The sequence below is a fragment of the Serratia sp. PL17 genome (assembly GCF_017832355.1).
Classification (GTDB): domain Bacteria; phylum Pseudomonadota; class Gammaproteobacteria; order Enterobacterales; family Enterobacteriaceae; genus Serratia.
In genome coordinates this window covers 467542-481458 of record NZ_JAFIBY010000002.1, presented here as the reverse complement: position 1 = coordinate 481458, position 13917 = coordinate 467542, and the positions used below count along the sequence as shown (strand labels likewise).

Here is a 13917-nt window from a genome sequence, read left to right as displayed (position 1 = left end):
TATAACATCACCTGACACACTCACCATTAACTGTTCATACCCAAGAAAATAAAATACAAAAGCATAACCTGTCAAACATCTGATTCTTACCTATTGATAGCCAGATCGTCTAACACATTCACTGGAACAATAAAAAGCACAAACACATTGACAATAGGAATGCAAAAAATAAAAAACACTCTTTTAGTCTCGCGAGAGCGATGGTTACGCACTTTCAATATTAACCAAATGTAAATCAGAAGCAATTACGACAATATATATTCAGTTAATTTATGCTAAGAGGCCCGCAAATCACTCATGATTTTTTCTCTGGCAACATCATTTTTTACCGAATTATCGTCTAAAGCGTTACGCCGTTAACCACGTATGTAAAGACTATCCCCATTTTCAATCAGGTGTTGACAGCGCCAAGCCAATAACGTATCAAATTAGACAACGACATTATTTTGAGAACGTGAACCGCTATGAACCGTACACATCGTCTACTAGGCCTACTACTTAACGCATCTTCTTTGCGCGGTATGCCAGTGGACGAAGTTCAGAGCTGATTCAGCCCACGACATAACAAACCCGCGCTACTGCGCGGGTTTTTTTTTACCCGCTTAGCGTGAAATAAACACGATAAGGAACGCCCTGATGAGCCAACAAGTCATTATTTTCGATACAACGCTGCGTGATGGTGAACAAGCGCTGCAAGCCAGTCTGAGCGTGAAAGAGAAGATTCAGATAGCGATGGCACTGGAAAGAATGGGGGTCGACGTCATGGAAGTCGGTTTCCCAGTCTCTTCACCGGGTGATTTCGAATCGGTGCAAACCATCGCCCGTCAGATCAAAAATAGCCGTGTGTGTGGATTGGCCCGATGCGTCGATAAAGATATCGACGTCGCGGCCGAAGCATTGCGTGTCGCCGAAGCCTTTCGTATTCACGTCTTCCTGGCCACCTCAACCCTGCACATCGAATCAAAGTTGAAGCGTTCGTTCGATGAAGTGCTGGAGATGGCGATTCGGTCAGTGAAACGTGCTCGCAATTACACAGACGACGTAGAGTTCTCTTGTGAAGATGCAGGCCGTACTCCCATCGATAATCTGTGCCGTGTGGTGGAAGCAGCGATTAATGCTGGCGCGACAACGATCAATATCCCGGATACCGTGGGTTACACCACGCCGAACCAGTTTGGCGGCATCATCAGCACTCTGTACAACCGCGTCCCCAATATCGATAAAGCCATTATTTCTGTCCATTGCCATGACGATTTGGGTATGGCAGTCGGCAACTCTATCGCCGCGGTGCAGGCAGGTGCGCGCCAGGTTGAAGGGACGTTGAACGGCATTGGTGAGCGTGCAGGCAACACCTCGTTGGAAGAAGTGATCATGGCGATCAAAGTGCGCCAGGACATCATGAACGTGCACACCAATATCAACCACCAGGAAATTTTCCGCACCAGTCAAATTGTCAGCCAGTTGTGTAACATGCCGATCCCGGCCAACAAGGCGATCGTGGGCTCCAATGCTTTCGCACACTCATCCGGTATCCACCAAGATGGTGTCCTGAAGAACCGTGAAAACTACGAAATCATGTCACCGCAGACCATTGGTCTGAAAGATGTGCAACTGAACCTGACCTCCCGTTCCGGTCGTGCTGCGGTAAAACACCGTATGGAAGAAATGGGCTATAAGGAACAGGACTATAACCTGGACAACCTGTACGCCGCATTCCTGAAGCTGGCCGACAAGAAAGGCCAAGTGTTCGATTACGATCTGGAGGCATTGGCCTTCATTAATAAGCAGCAAGAAGAACCAGAGCATTTCAGCCTGGACTATTTCAGCGTCCAGTCAGGCAGCAGCATCATGGCGACCGCATCGGTGAAATTGATCTGTGGTGAAGAAGAAAAAGCCGAAGCGGCCACAGGCAACGGCCCGGTTGACGCAGTTTACCAAGCTATCAATCGCATTACCGGTTACCCAATCGAGTTGGTGAAATACCAGTTAACGGCCAAAGGTCAAGGCCGTGATGCACTGGGCCAGGTTGATATTGTCGTGTCCTACAACGGTCGTCGCTTCCACGGCGTGGGCCTTGCGACCGACATCGTGGAATCCTCAGCCAAGGCGATGGTTCACGTATTGAATAATATTTGGCGCTCTCAGCAGGTAGAAAAAGAAAAACAGCGTCTGCAGCAAAGCAAACATCAAAATAATCAGGAAACGGTGTGAACATGACGAAGACTTACCACATTGCCGTCTTACCCGGAGACGGAATCGGCCCAGAAGTAATGGCCCAGGCGCGTAAAGTGTTGGACGCAGTGCGTCAGCGCTTTGATATCCGCATCACCGAAGCCGAATATGACGTCGGTGGCATCGCCATCGACCGTCATGGCAGCCCACTGCCCCAGGCTACCCTTGCGGGTTGTGAGCAAGCCGATGCTATTCTGTTTGGCTCCGTGGGTGGCCCGAAATGGGAACACCTGCCCCCCGCCGAACAACCAGAACGCGGCGCGTTACTGCCACTGCGTAAGCACTTCAAGCTGTTTAGTAACCTGCGTCCCGCGCGTTTGTACCAAGGCTTAGAAGAATTCTGCCCACTGCGCGCCGACATCGCCGCCCGGGGATTCGATATTTTGTGCGTGCGCGAACTGACCGGCGGTATTTACTTTGGCCAGCCGAAAGGCCGTGAAGGCCAAGGCATGCAGGAACGTGCTTTCGACACTGAGGTCTATCACCGTTTCGAGATTGAACGCATTGCACGCATCGCCTTTGAATCCGCCCGTAAGCGTCGCAACAAAGTCACCTCTATCGACAAAGCCAACGTCCTGCAAAGCTCAATCCTGTGGCGGGAAGTGGTCAATCAGGTTGCTAAAGATTACCCGGACGTGTCGCTGTCGCACATGTACATCGACAACGCCACCATGCAGCTGATTAAAGATCCGTCCCAATTCGACGTGCTGCTGTGCTCCAACCTGTTCGGCGACATCCTGTCCGACGAATGCGCCATGATCACCGGTTCAATGGGCATGCTGCCATCCGCCAGCCTGAACGAGCAAGGTTTCGGTCTGTATGAGCCGGCTGGCGGTTCTGCGCCAGACATCGCGGGTAAAGGTATCGCTAACCCAATCGCTCAGATTCTGTCGGCCACCCTGCTGTTGCGATACAGCCTGGGCGCCGCCGACGCGGCTGATGCCGTAGAGCGCGCGATAAACCAGGCGCTGGAACAGGGCTACCGCACCGCCGATCTGGCCGGTACAGGTAACGCCATCAGCACCGATGAAATGGGCGACATCATCGCCCGCTTTGTAGCTCAGGGGGCATAACATGGCCAAGACCTTATATCAAAAGCTGTACGATGCCCACGTGGTGTACGAAGCCCCAAACGAAACGCCGCTGTTATACATCGACCGTCATTTGGTGCACGAAGTCACTTCGCCACAGGCGTTTGATGGCCTGCGCGCCATGGGCCGCAAAGTTCGTCAACCGGGCAAAACGTTCGCCACCATGGATCACAACGTCTCGACCCAAACCAAAGACATCAACGCCAGCGGCGAGATGGCACGAATTCAAATGCAGGAGCTGATCAAGAACTGTGCTGAATTCGGTGTCTCTCTGTACGATCTGAACCACCCGTTCCAGGGTATCGTGCACGTCATCGGCCCTGAACAGGGCATGACGCTGCCGGGCATGACCATCGTGTGCGGAGACTCCCACACCGCAACGCACGGCGCCTTTGGCTCGCTGGCATTCGGTATTGGCACCTCGGAAGTCGAACACGTACTGGCGACCCAGACCCTGAAACAGGGCCGCGCCAAGACGATGAAAATTGAAGTCGCCGGCGACGCTGCCGAAGGCATTACCGCCAAGGACATTGTGCTGGCGATCATCGGCAAAACTGGCAGCGCCGGCGGTACAGGTCACGTAGTGGAATTCTGCGGCAAAGCGATTGAAGCGCTGAGCATGGAAGGCCGCATGACCCTGTGCAACATGGCGATCGAAATGGGTGCCAAGGCCGGGCTGGTTGCACCGGACGACACCACCTTTGATTACCTGAAGGGCCGCCAGTTTGCGCCGACCGGCACCAACTGGGAACAGGCTGTCGCTTACTGGCGTACGATGAAGTCCGATGATGACGCCAAATTCGATACCGTGGTGACCTTACGCGCAGAAGATATTGCGCCACAGGTCACCTGGGGTACTAACCCAGGCCAGGTGATCGCCGTCAATCAGGTGATCCCTGCACCGGAATCCTTTAGCGATCCTGTCGAACGAGCCTCTGCCGCGAAGGCACTGGCCTACATGGATCTCAAACCGGGTATCAAACTGACTGAAGTGCCGATCGACAAAGTGTTTATCGGTTCTTGCACCAATTCGCGCATCGAAGATCTGCGTGCCGCAGCGGCGATCGCCAAGGGACGCAAGGTTGCCAACGGCGTTCAAGCTATCGTGGTGCCCGGCTCCGGCCCAGTAAAGGCGCAGGCAGAGGCTGAAGGCTTGGATAAAATCTTTATTGAAGCCGGTTTTGAATGGCGTCTGCCGGGTTGCTCAATGTGCCTGGCAATGAACAACGACCGTCTGAACCCCGGCGAACGCTGTGCATCCACCAGCAACCGTAACTTTGAAGGGCGTCAGGGCCGTGGTGGCCGTACGCACCTGCTCAGCCCTGCTATGGCTGCTGCGGCTGCCGTTGCCGGTCATTTCGCCGATATCCGTGATATTCACTAAGGGGCTAACGTGTCTAAATTTACTCAGCATATCGGTTTAGTCGTCCCTCTGGACGCGGCTAACGTCGATACCGACGCCATCATCCCAAAACAGTTTTTGCAGAAAGTCACGCGCACAGGTTTCGGCCAGCATCTGTTCAACGACTGGCGTTTTCTCGACGATGCCGGTCAACAACCGAACCCAGAGTTCGTGCTGAACAAACCGCGTTACAAGGGGGCCAGTATCCTGCTGGCGCGTGAAAACTTTGGCTGTGGCTCCTCACGTGAGCATGCCCCGTGGGCACTGACCGATTACGGTTTCAAAGTCGTGATTGCACCAAGCTTCGCTGATATCTTCTATGGCAACTCGTTCAATAACCAGTTGTTACCTGTCACACTGAGCGAACAAGAAGTCGATGAATTGTTCAAACTGGTGGCAGACAACGAAGGCGTCGAGTTTGTGGTCGATCTGGAAAATCAGACCGTCAACGCTGGCGGTAAAAGCTATCCGTTCGAGATTGACAGCTTCCGCCGCCACTGCATGATCAACGGGCTGGACAGTATTGGTTTGACGCTGCAACACGAGCCCGATATTTCCCGCTACGAAGCGCAGCAGCCTGCGTTTCTGAACTGATCATCGGCTAATACTCCCAATACGACAAGGGGCCCCCTGGAGCTGAGTAAACTCAGTGGCAGGGGCCCCTTACACAACTCAAACAGCGGCAGTTTCAAGTATGACGGGTATCACCAATAACCCAGCCACTTCCACCACGCCCCACCAATCAAAATCCAAATCAACAGGTTAACCACGCTCATCACCCAACCGGCTTTCCACCACTCCCCTAGCGTCACATAGCCAGAGCCGAAAATAATCGGTGCTGTTCCCGTGCCATAGTGAGTCAGTGACATCATCAGTGAAGAAGAGAACGCCAGGATCAGTCCCAGCAATGCAGGCGGGGCACCCAGCGCAACCCCTGCAGCAAAGAACGCGGCGAACATGGCAGTGACGTGTGCAGTGGTGCTGGCGAAAAAGTAATGCGAATACAGATAGATAATGGTCAGAAGTACCGTGCCACCGACCCAGCTCATGCCCATGTGATCGATACCGTTGCCCACCGTTTGCGACAGCCAACTGATCAATCCCAACTTACCAAGGAAACTGGCCATCATCACCAGCGCAGAGAACCATACGACGGTATCCCAAGCGCCCTTGTGTTTCAGCACGTCTTCCCAGCTCAACACCCCTGTAGCCAATAGCACCGCCAGGCCAATCAGCGCCGCAGTGGTTGGGTTTACCGACAAGGCCGGTCCAAAGATCATCGCCGGGATACCTGCCCACATCACCAATAACAAGGCAAACACCGCCAAGGTGATTTTCTCGGGTAATGTGATGTGTCCCAATGCCTGCAGTTTTTCACGGGCGAAAAGTGGTGCATCCGGGGTACTTTTCACGTCCGGTGGATACAACAGGTAAATCACCAATGGCATAACGATAAGCGAGCACAATCCCGGTACCAAAGCCGCAACAGCCCACATTGACCAGGAGAGCTCAAAGTTGCCATGGGTGCCTTTGGCAATCAAACTGACGATCAAGGGGTTAGGTGCCGTAGCGGTGATAAACATCGCAGAAGTGATAGGGTTGATATTGTAATTTACCAATGACAGATAGCGGCCAATTTTACCGGAGGTATTCAACTCGGGTTTGGAGCCAAAGCTATCGGCGATTGATCTCATGATCGGATGGATAATCCCGCCGCCACGGGCCGTATTGCTTGGCGTTACCGGTGCCAACGTGGTCTCAGCCAGCGTCAATGCATAGGCGATCCCCAGCGTCTTTTTGCCAAACAGCGAAATAAAGTAATAGCCAATACGTGCACCTAACCCGGTTTTGTTCAGGCTAAGAGAAATCATAATCGAGAAACCAATCAGCCAGATCAATTGGTTGGAAAATCCACTCAGCGCGTCATTCAGCGCCGCGCCTGGATTGCCGGGATGGGTAACGCCGGTCACGGCCACCAGCGCAATGGCCACCACTGAAACGGCACCGATCGGCATCGCTTTGCCGATGATGGCAATAATGGTGCCGATAAACAGCGCCAGCAAATGCCAGGCATTGGGCTCTACCCCATCAGGCACAGGGATCACAAACCAAATTAGCAAAGTCGCAGCGAGGGCACACAGAGAAGGGACAGGTTTGAGCGGTGTTAGTTTATCCATAACATACCCACTTTTCTAAACGGATCGGCATCTCAGCAACAAGATGGGCGGGAGCGCAGCAGTCACGCTCCGTGTTCCATTTAGCTTGGGGGGTTGGCGTCATGTTCTCAATGACATGCGTCAATGTTGCTGACGTTAAAACTCACACTTCCCGCACGCGAGCGCTCACCCATAACGCCACCACAGCCAGGACGGTCGCGAACCAATACACCGCATAATGGCCCAGATTTTCCACCAATGCCCCCTGCAGTACACCCGCCAAAATCACACCGGTAGAGATGCTGTTGGTAAACAACGTCGTCGCTGCTCCCGGCCGTCCCGGCATCAGGTCCTGGAAGTACAGCATGCCGATGCCAGCGATAATGCCAATAAATATGGCGTTGAATAGCTGTAGCACCATCAGTGCCAGCTTGAATTTAAACATCACCAACCCGGCATAAAACAAAATACCCGCTGCCACAGCAAACAGCATCATGTTGCGCTTGCCGAAGCGTTTGACGTAATAGCCAGCCAGCAGCATTGCCGGGATCTCCAACCCCGCCGCTGTCCCCATCAGCAGACCCGCCAGATTCTCCGGTAGCCCCAAATCCGCGGTAATGTAGAGCGGCATATCGATGATATACATCGTATTGCACGTCCACATCAGCATCGAGGCGATAAACAAGCGCCGCACATCAGGGTTACGCCAGGCACTCACGGGGGCAATAGGGGCAGAGGCCGTATTGGCAAGCGCATCGTCCTGTGCTTGCTGCCCAGCACGCGGCACTGATGGCAAGGTAAACCACACCAATAGTGCACAGACAGCAAAGGTTGTCGCCGCAATCACGAACATCACGGTAAATCCATAAGTCAGCGCCAGCGTAAACGACAGCGGCGGACCAATCACCCATGCCAGCGACAATTGCGCACGCATCACCGAGCTGAACATCACGACTTCACGCGCCGAGCTGTCAGCATATTCTCGCGCCAGCGCGAAAATTTGCGGCATCGCCGTATTGGCAATAGCCGACAACAGCACACCGGCGGTAATCAGCGTCAAATAGTCACGATTGAAGGCAAACAGCAGACAGTTGCCGATCGCCATAACACAGCACATCAGAATCAACTTACGCCGGTCACCCTGCGTATCCGAACGCTTGGCCAACAGAAAACTGACGGCAATACCGACAATGGCATTAACGGTGTAGAACAGGCCAACCCATAACGGTCGCACCTTAACTTCAGTGGTCAGGAACAGGCTCAGCGTCGGCGCCAAGAGTGCCCCGGCAATGCCGGAAAGAAACGCGATCAGCAGGAAAGCGGCAAAGACAGGATTAAAGCGGCGTGGCAGCCAGCGCTGGCGTTTCATATCATCGTTCCCTGGCCCTAAAGCGGAAGACAGAACCTTAGGCTACGGGAGAAAAATTGCAAGAGCATCCCCATGGCCCACAATAAAAAAACCAGTGGGTATGACCCCACTGGCTGGTGAACAACACCATTACTCAGAAACACTTTCATTACCGGAGCCTCAGAGGTGCTCGCGGTATTGCTTGTCCGTCATGCTCTTAATGTCCCACTGGGTCAGGTGGGCCAACATGTCCAATCGTGCCTGTTCAGGCACCAGGCCCAGCCAGTCGGCGTGCTGCCGGCGTACCGCACTGAAGTAGCGCTGATAGAACTGTTTTGACAAGAAAACTTTCATCCGTCGCCCTCCCCCTTTCATTGAGGAAAATTATCGGCGTAATATAGGGAAAGATAAATTGATGAGTTGATGCCGGAGCGTTCCTCTTTTATGTCCACCTCCAGATTGCAACAGCAGTTCATTCGCCTGTGGCAACGCTGCCATGGCGAGCCGACAGAGACCACGCTGCAAGAACTGGCCGACGCGCTCACCTGCTCACGTCGTCACGTGCGTTCGCTACTTGGGGCCATGCAGCAGCAAGGCTGGCTGACCTGGCAAGCGGAATCGGGGCGCGGCAAACGTTCGCGGCTCACCTTCCACTATACTGGCCTGGCATTGCAGCAGCAGCGGGCGGAAGACCTGTTGGAACAAGATCGCATCGATCAACTGGTGCAATTGGTCGGCGATAAAAATGTGGTGCGACAGATGCTCCTCTCGCAACTGGGGCGCAGCTTTCGTCAGGGTAAACACATTCTGCGTGTGCTCTACTATCGCCAGTTGTACAACCTGTTGCCCGGTTCGGCGTTACGACGTTCGGAAACCCATTTGGCACGGCAGATTTTCAGCGGACTGACGCGTATAAATGAGGAAAACGGGGAACTAGAATCAGATCTCGCGCATCATTGGCAAGCGTTAACACCGCTGCACTGGCGTTTTTATCTACGTCCGGCGATCCATTTTCACCATGGCCGTGAACTGGAAATGGAGGATGTCATCAGCACGCTCAGTCGGTTGACGCCGCAGCCCCTGTTTTCCCATATCGAGCGAGTGACGTCACCGACGCCATACGTGATTGACGTGCACCTGCTCAGCCCCGACTACTGGCTCCCCTGGTTGCTGGGCTCTGTGCACGCCATGATCCTCCCGCGTGAGTGGCAGAGTCTGCCAGAGTTCTCACGCCATCCAATCGGCACTGGGCCGTACAGTGTGGAAAGGAACCACCGCAGTCAGATGAAAATTCACGCCTTCGACGATTACTTTGGTTACCGGGCACTGATCGATGAGGTAAATATCTGGGTATTGCCGGAAGTGACAGAAGAACTGGTACATTCAGGCGTACAACTGCAAGCTGACGATACCGGCAAAAATGAGCTGGAAAGCCGATTGGAAGAAGGCTGCTATTTCCTGTTGTTCGATCAACGTTCCCCATTGGCGGCAGATCCGGCCATTCGCAGTTGGCTGTGTGAGTTGATTAACCCCATTTCACTGCTGAGCAACGCCGGGCCTATCTACCAACGCTATTGGTCTCCCGCCTATGGCATTCTGCCGCGCTGGCATCATAACCGTGCGCTGGCCCTGCAACCCAAACCACCTGGATTAACCGAACTGACGCTGACCTTCTACAGCGAACACTCGGAATTCCATGCCATTCAACAGGCGATCGAACCTTTGCTGGCGCAGCAGGGTATCAAGCTGAAGATTCAGAGCGTCGATTACGACACCTGGCACAAAGGCGATGCGATCAGCGATGTGTGGCTAGGCAGCGCCAACTTCTATCTGCCGCTGGAATTCTCACTGTTCGCCACGCTGTATGAGTTGCCGCTAATGCAGCACTGCATGAATGAAGATCTCGCAGAGGATGCGATGTTATGGCGCGCCAATGCCTTACCGCTGGCCGATTTTGGTCAACGCCTGGTCAGCAGTCATCAGTTGCATCCGCTGTTCCACCACTGGCTACAGCTACACGGTCAACGGAGTATGCGCGGCGTGCGGATGAACACCCTCGGCTGGTTTGATTTTAAATCCGCGTGGTTTGCGCCACCGGAAGCATAAGCATCTTTCACCAGCGCGCGTTAGTCTTTACAATGGCGCCGTCTCAACGGGGTGCAAAAAACGAATTATTGCTGAGATATACCCAAAATAATTTGAGTTGCAGGTAGGCGGCAAACGAGCGAATCCCCAAAACATAGAATTCCTATGTGACTGGGGTGAGAGAGAGAAGCCAACACCGCTGCAACGTCAAGTATGAAGGGTATAAACCCGTCGAACCTGATCCGGTCAATACCGGCGGAGGGATTTGAGCCTAGCGAACCGGCAGCCGCCATTCGCCCCTCAGATACCTTTGCCCCCTAAATGTTCAGGAGTGCAAAGTGGTCAAAAAAAGCCTGCCCTTATTACTGTTGTTGAGCGCCGCACCGGTGTTCGCCAAACCCACGCTGACGGTCTATACCTATGATTCTTTCGCTGCCGACTGGGGCCCTGGCCCGGCAGTCAAAAAGGCCTTTGAGGCCCAGTGCGACTGTGATCTGAAATTCGTTGCCCTGGAAGACGGTGTCTCACTGCTTAACCGTTTACGCATGGAAGGCAAAAACAGTGCCGCCGACGTGGTTCTGGGATTGGACAACAACCTGCTGCAGGCCGCGCAACAAACCGGTTTATTCGCGCCAAGCGGCGTTAACAGCGCAACCTTGAGTGTGCCTGGCGGCTGGCAGGATAAAACCTTCGTGCCTTACGACTACGGTTACTTTGCCTTTGTTTACAATAAAGAAAAACTGAAGAACCCACCCACAAGCCTGCGAGAACTGGTCGACAGCGATCAAAAATGGAAAGTGATTTACGAAGATCCGCGCACCAGTACTCCGGGCCTGGGCCTGCTGCTGTGGATGCAGAAAATCTATGGTGACAAAGCCCCCGAAGCTTGGCAGAAACTGGCGAAAAAAACCGTCACCGTGACAAAGGGCTGGAGTGAAGCCTACGGTTTGTTCCTGAAAGGTGAAGGCGATCTGGTGCTCAGCTACACCACCTCCCCTGCCTATCATCTTATTGAAGAGAAGAAAGACAGCTACGCCGCGGCCAATTTTAGCGAAGGCCACTATCTGCAAGTCGAAGTGGCGGGCAAACTCAAAGCCAGCAAACAACCGGCGCTGGCCGAGCGCTTTATGCAATTTATGGTCACTCCGGCGTTCCAGAATACCATTCCAACAGGCAACTGGATGTACCCGGTGATAAAAACCCAATTACCCGCAGGTTTTGAGCAAATGACCGTACCGCAGACAGCGCTGCAATACAGTGCAGAAGACGTGGCTAAACAACGCGGCAACTGGATCCGAGCATGGCAAACCGCCGTCAGCCACTGATCCCGCATTGGCTATGGCCGGGGCTACTGGCCGCAGGTCTGATCCTGACCATCGCCGTATTGGCGATGGGTTCTCTGTGGCGACACGCGCCGGAAAGCGACTGGCGCGGCCTGTGGCAAGACAGCTACCTGTGGCATGTGGTCCGTTTCACCTTCTGGCAGGCGTTGCTGTCTGCACTGATTTCGGTGCTGCCCGCAATCCTATTGGCACGTGCGCTATACCGCCGCCGTTTTCCTGGTCGTCAACTGCTGCTGCGGTTGTGTGCCATGACGCTGGTGCTGCCCGTACTGGTAGCCGTATTCGGCTTGCTCAGTGTGTATGGCCGACAAGGCTGGTTGGCCGCGCTATGCGGCTGGCTCGGCATTGACTACAGTTTCTCCCCTTACGGCCTGCAGGGCATCCTGTTAGCCCACATGTTCTTCAACCTGCCTTTAGCGACCCGGCTACTGTTACAGGCACTGGAAAACATTCCGGTCGAGCAACGCCAACTGGCGGCCCAGCTTGGCATGAGCGGTTGGCAGCAATTCCGCTTTGTCGAGTGGCCAGCGCTGCGTCGTCAAATTCTGCCGAGCGGTGCGCTGATCTTTATGTTGTGCTTCGCCAGCTTCGCCACCGTGCTATCACTGGGAGGCGGGCCGCAAGCCACCACCATCGAACTGGCTATCTATCAGGCACTCAGTTATGACTACGATCTCAGCCGTGCAGCACTGCTGGCTCTTATCCAACTGGCATGCTGTCTGGGCCTGGTGGTGCTCAGTCAGCGTTTGAGTCAGGCGCTGCCCGTTGGCAGCACCCATGCCCACCGTTGGCGCAATCCGGAAGATAGCCTGTGGCGCCGCACCAGTGATGTTCTGCTGATTACCGCCGCGCTGCTGTTGCTGTTACCCCCGCTGCTGGCCGTCATTGCCGACGGGGCCAATCAAACACTGGTCAGCGTTCTACAACAACAGGTGCTCTGGCAGGCGTTGTTCACCTCGCTACGCATCGCGCTCGGTGCAGGCGCACTCTGTGTCATGCTGACGATGATGCTGTTGTGGAGTAGCCGTGAATTAAAGCTGCAACAGCGATTACGCTTTGGCCATACGTTGGAACTGAGCGGCATGGTGATCCTGGCAATGCCGGGTATCGTGCTGGCTACCGGCTTCTTCTTGTTGTTAAGCGATACCCTGGGGCTACCGCAATCGCCCTATGCGCTGGTTATCCTCACCAATGCGTTGATGGCAGTGCCTTATGCGTTGAAAGTGCTGGAAAACCCCATGCGCGACCTCGCTGAACGTTACAACCCGCTGTGTTTGTCACTGGATATCCACGGTTGGCAACGGCTACGCTGGATCGAACTCAAAGCATTACGCAGCCCACTGGCACAGGCGTTAGCCTTCGCCTGCGTATTGTCACTCGGGGATTTTGGCGTGGTGGCCCTGTTCGGCAACGAGCACTTCCGTACGCTACCTTTTTACCTGTATCAACAGATTGGCGCCTATCGCAGTAATGACGGCGCGGTCACCGCACTGTTGCTGCTACTGTTGTGCTTCCTACTGTTTACCTTGATCGAACGTTTACCAGGCCGCCATGATAGATCTTGAAAAACTGACCTACCTATATGAACACCTGCCCATGCGCTTTGATCTGCGCATTGAGCCGGGCGAACGTGTCGCGGTGCTTGGCCCCAGCGGGGCAGGAAAAAGCACGCTTCTTAGCCTGATCGCCGGGTTCCTGTCTGCCACCAGCGGCAAGCTGCGGCTCAATGGCAGCGACCACACCACTACGCCACCGGCTAAACGCCCCGTCTCTATGCTGTTTCAGGAAAATAACCTGTTCGCCCATTTGACGGTGGCACAGAACATCGGATTAGGTCTGGATCCCGGATTGCGGCTGAAGGAAGAACAGAAGCAACAGTTGGCACACATCGCGCGACAAGTGGGATTGGAAGAACATTTGACGCGCCTGCCGTCACAGCTATCCGGTGGCCAGCGCCAGCGTGCAGCCTTGGCCCGCTGCCTGATCCGTCAACAGCCTATCCTGTTGCTCGACGAGCCTTTCTCAGCGCTCGATCCCGCACTGCGCAATGAAATGTTGCAGCTACTGCAGGAGGTTTGCGACCAGCGCTCCCTGACATTGCTGATGGTTTCCCACAATCTGGATGATGCCGCGCGGATCGCGCCGCGCACCTTACTCGTGGTCGACGGCCGCATTTATTATGACGGCCCGACGCTGGCACTACTGGACGGCAGCGCCCCAGAGGCCAAGGTACTCGGCATCGCGAACAAAGCGTGATCTG

Annotated in this window: 11 protein-coding genes and 1 riboswitch; of the genes, 8 read left to right on the top strand and 3 right to left on the bottom strand. The window is 54.4% G+C overall.

Annotated features, from left to right (window positions below; genetic code table 11):
* Nucleotides 1-636: 636 nt before the first annotated feature.
* The 4 genes from leuA to leuD are packed head-to-tail and all read left to right on the top strand — an operon-like array spanning nt 637 to nt 5319.
* Nucleotides 637-2211 carry a 2-isopropylmalate synthase gene (gene leuA, locus JOE25_RS10960; RefSeq protein ID WP_209635051.1) on the top strand — a complete coding sequence of 525 codons (1575 nt, stop codon included), beginning with the start codon at nt 637-639 and terminating at the stop codon, nt 2209-2211.
* 2 nt (nt 2212-2213) lie between these two features.
* Nucleotides 2214-3305 carry a 3-isopropylmalate dehydrogenase gene (leuB, locus tag JOE25_RS10955; RefSeq protein WP_209635049.1) on the top strand — a complete coding sequence of 364 codons (1092 nt, stop codon included), beginning with the start codon at nt 2214-2216 and terminating at the stop codon, nt 3303-3305.
* A 1-nt stretch (nt 3306) separates the two neighbouring features.
* Complete coding sequence (gene leuC, locus JOE25_RS10950; protein WP_209635047.1) at nt 3307-4707, top strand: 3-isopropylmalate dehydratase large subunit; 1401 nt, start codon at nt 3307-3309, stop codon at nt 4705-4707.
* Nucleotides 4708-4716: 9 nt separating this feature from the next.
* A complete protein-coding gene (gene leuD / locus JOE25_RS10945) occupies nt 4717-5319 on the top strand; it encodes a 3-isopropylmalate dehydratase small subunit (RefSeq protein ID WP_209635045.1) in 603 nt (200 codons plus the stop codon).
* Between the two features lie 110 nt (nt 5320-5429).
* On the opposite strand, the gene JOE25_RS10940 is transcribed toward leuD, so the two are convergent.
* From JOE25_RS10940 to sgrT, 3 genes are all read right to left on the bottom strand, one after another.
* A complete protein-coding gene (locus JOE25_RS10940) occupies nt 5430-6902 on the bottom strand; it encodes a DASS family sodium-coupled anion symporter (RefSeq protein WP_209635043.1) in 1473 nt (490 codons plus the stop codon).
* Nucleotides 6903-7044: 142 nt separating this feature from the next.
* Entirely contained in the window at nt 7045-8250 is a 1206-nt protein-coding gene (locus JOE25_RS10935) for a sugar efflux transporter (protein ID WP_209635041.1), read from the bottom strand.
* A 159-nt stretch (nt 8251-8409) separates the two neighbouring features.
* Nucleotides 8410-8583, bottom strand: coding sequence for a glucose uptake inhibitor SgrT (sgrT, locus tag JOE25_RS10930; RefSeq protein ID WP_209635039.1), 174 nt, complete (start codon nt 8581-8583; stop codon nt 8410-8412).
* Between the two features lie 90 nt (nt 8584-8673).
* Between sgrT and sgrR the strand changes: the two genes are divergently transcribed.
* The 4 genes from sgrR to thiQ all read left to right on the top strand — a co-directional run bounded on the left by sgrR (nt 8674) and on the right by thiQ (nt 13913).
* Complete coding sequence (gene sgrR / locus JOE25_RS10925) at nt 8674-10335, top strand: HTH-type transcriptional regulator SgrR (RefSeq protein ID WP_209635037.1); 1662 nt, start codon at nt 8674-8676, stop codon at nt 10333-10335.
* Nucleotides 10336-10372: 37 nt separating this feature from the next.
* Nucleotides 10373-10596: riboswitch (TPP riboswitch) on the top strand.
* A gap of 56 nt (nt 10597-10652) precedes the next feature.
* Complete coding sequence (thiB, locus tag JOE25_RS10920; RefSeq protein ID WP_209635035.1) at nt 10653-11639, top strand: thiamine ABC transporter substrate binding subunit; 987 nt, start codon at nt 10653-10655, stop codon at nt 11637-11639.
* On the top strand, nt 11615-13222 hold the full coding sequence (thiP, locus tag JOE25_RS10915; RefSeq protein ID WP_209635033.1) for a thiamine/thiamine pyrophosphate ABC transporter permease ThiP: 1608 nt from the start codon (nt 11615-11617) through the stop codon (nt 13220-13222). Before thiB ends, thiP begins: the two co-directional genes overlap by 25 nt.
* Complete coding sequence (gene thiQ, locus JOE25_RS10910; protein ID WP_209635031.1) at nt 13209-13913, top strand: thiamine ABC transporter ATP-binding protein ThiQ; 705 nt, start codon at nt 13209-13211, stop codon at nt 13911-13913. The genes thiP and thiQ overlap by 14 nt, the downstream gene beginning before the upstream one ends.
* Nucleotides 13914-13917 lie beyond the last annotated feature (4 nt).

What these genes read in the sequence shown, in the direction of transcription:
- leuA (WP_209635051.1), top strand. Translation starts at nt 637, where the DNA reads ATGAGCCAACAAGTCATTATTTTCGATACAACGCTGCGTGATGGTGAA.
- leuC (WP_209635047.1), top strand. Translation starts at nt 3,307, where the DNA reads ATGGCCAAGACCTTATATCAAAAGCTGTACGATGCCCACGTGGTGTAC.
- thiQ (WP_209635031.1), top strand. Translation starts at nt 13,209, where the DNA reads ATGATAGATCTTGAAAAACTGACCTACCTATATGAACACCTGCCCATG.
- thiP (WP_209635033.1), top strand. Translation starts at nt 11,615, where the DNA reads ATGGCAAACCGCCGTCAGCCACTGATCCCGCATTGGCTATGGCCGGGG.
- JOE25_RS10935 (WP_209635041.1), bottom strand. Translation starts at nt 8,250, where the DNA reads ATGAAACGCCAGCGCTGGCTGCCACGCCGCTTTAATCCTGTCTTTGCC.
- leuB (WP_209635049.1), top strand. Translation starts at nt 2,214, where the DNA reads ATGACGAAGACTTACCACATTGCCGTCTTACCCGGAGACGGAATCGGC.
- JOE25_RS10940 (WP_209635043.1), bottom strand. Translation starts at nt 6,902, where the DNA reads ATGGATAAACTAACACCGCTCAAACCTGTCCCTTCTCTGTGTGCCCTC.
- sgrT (WP_209635039.1), bottom strand. Translation starts at nt 8,583, where the DNA reads ATGAAAGTTTTCTTGTCAAAACAGTTCTATCAGCGCTACTTCAGTGCG.
- sgrR (WP_209635037.1), top strand. Translation starts at nt 8,674, where the DNA reads ATGTCCACCTCCAGATTGCAACAGCAGTTCATTCGCCTGTGGCAACGC.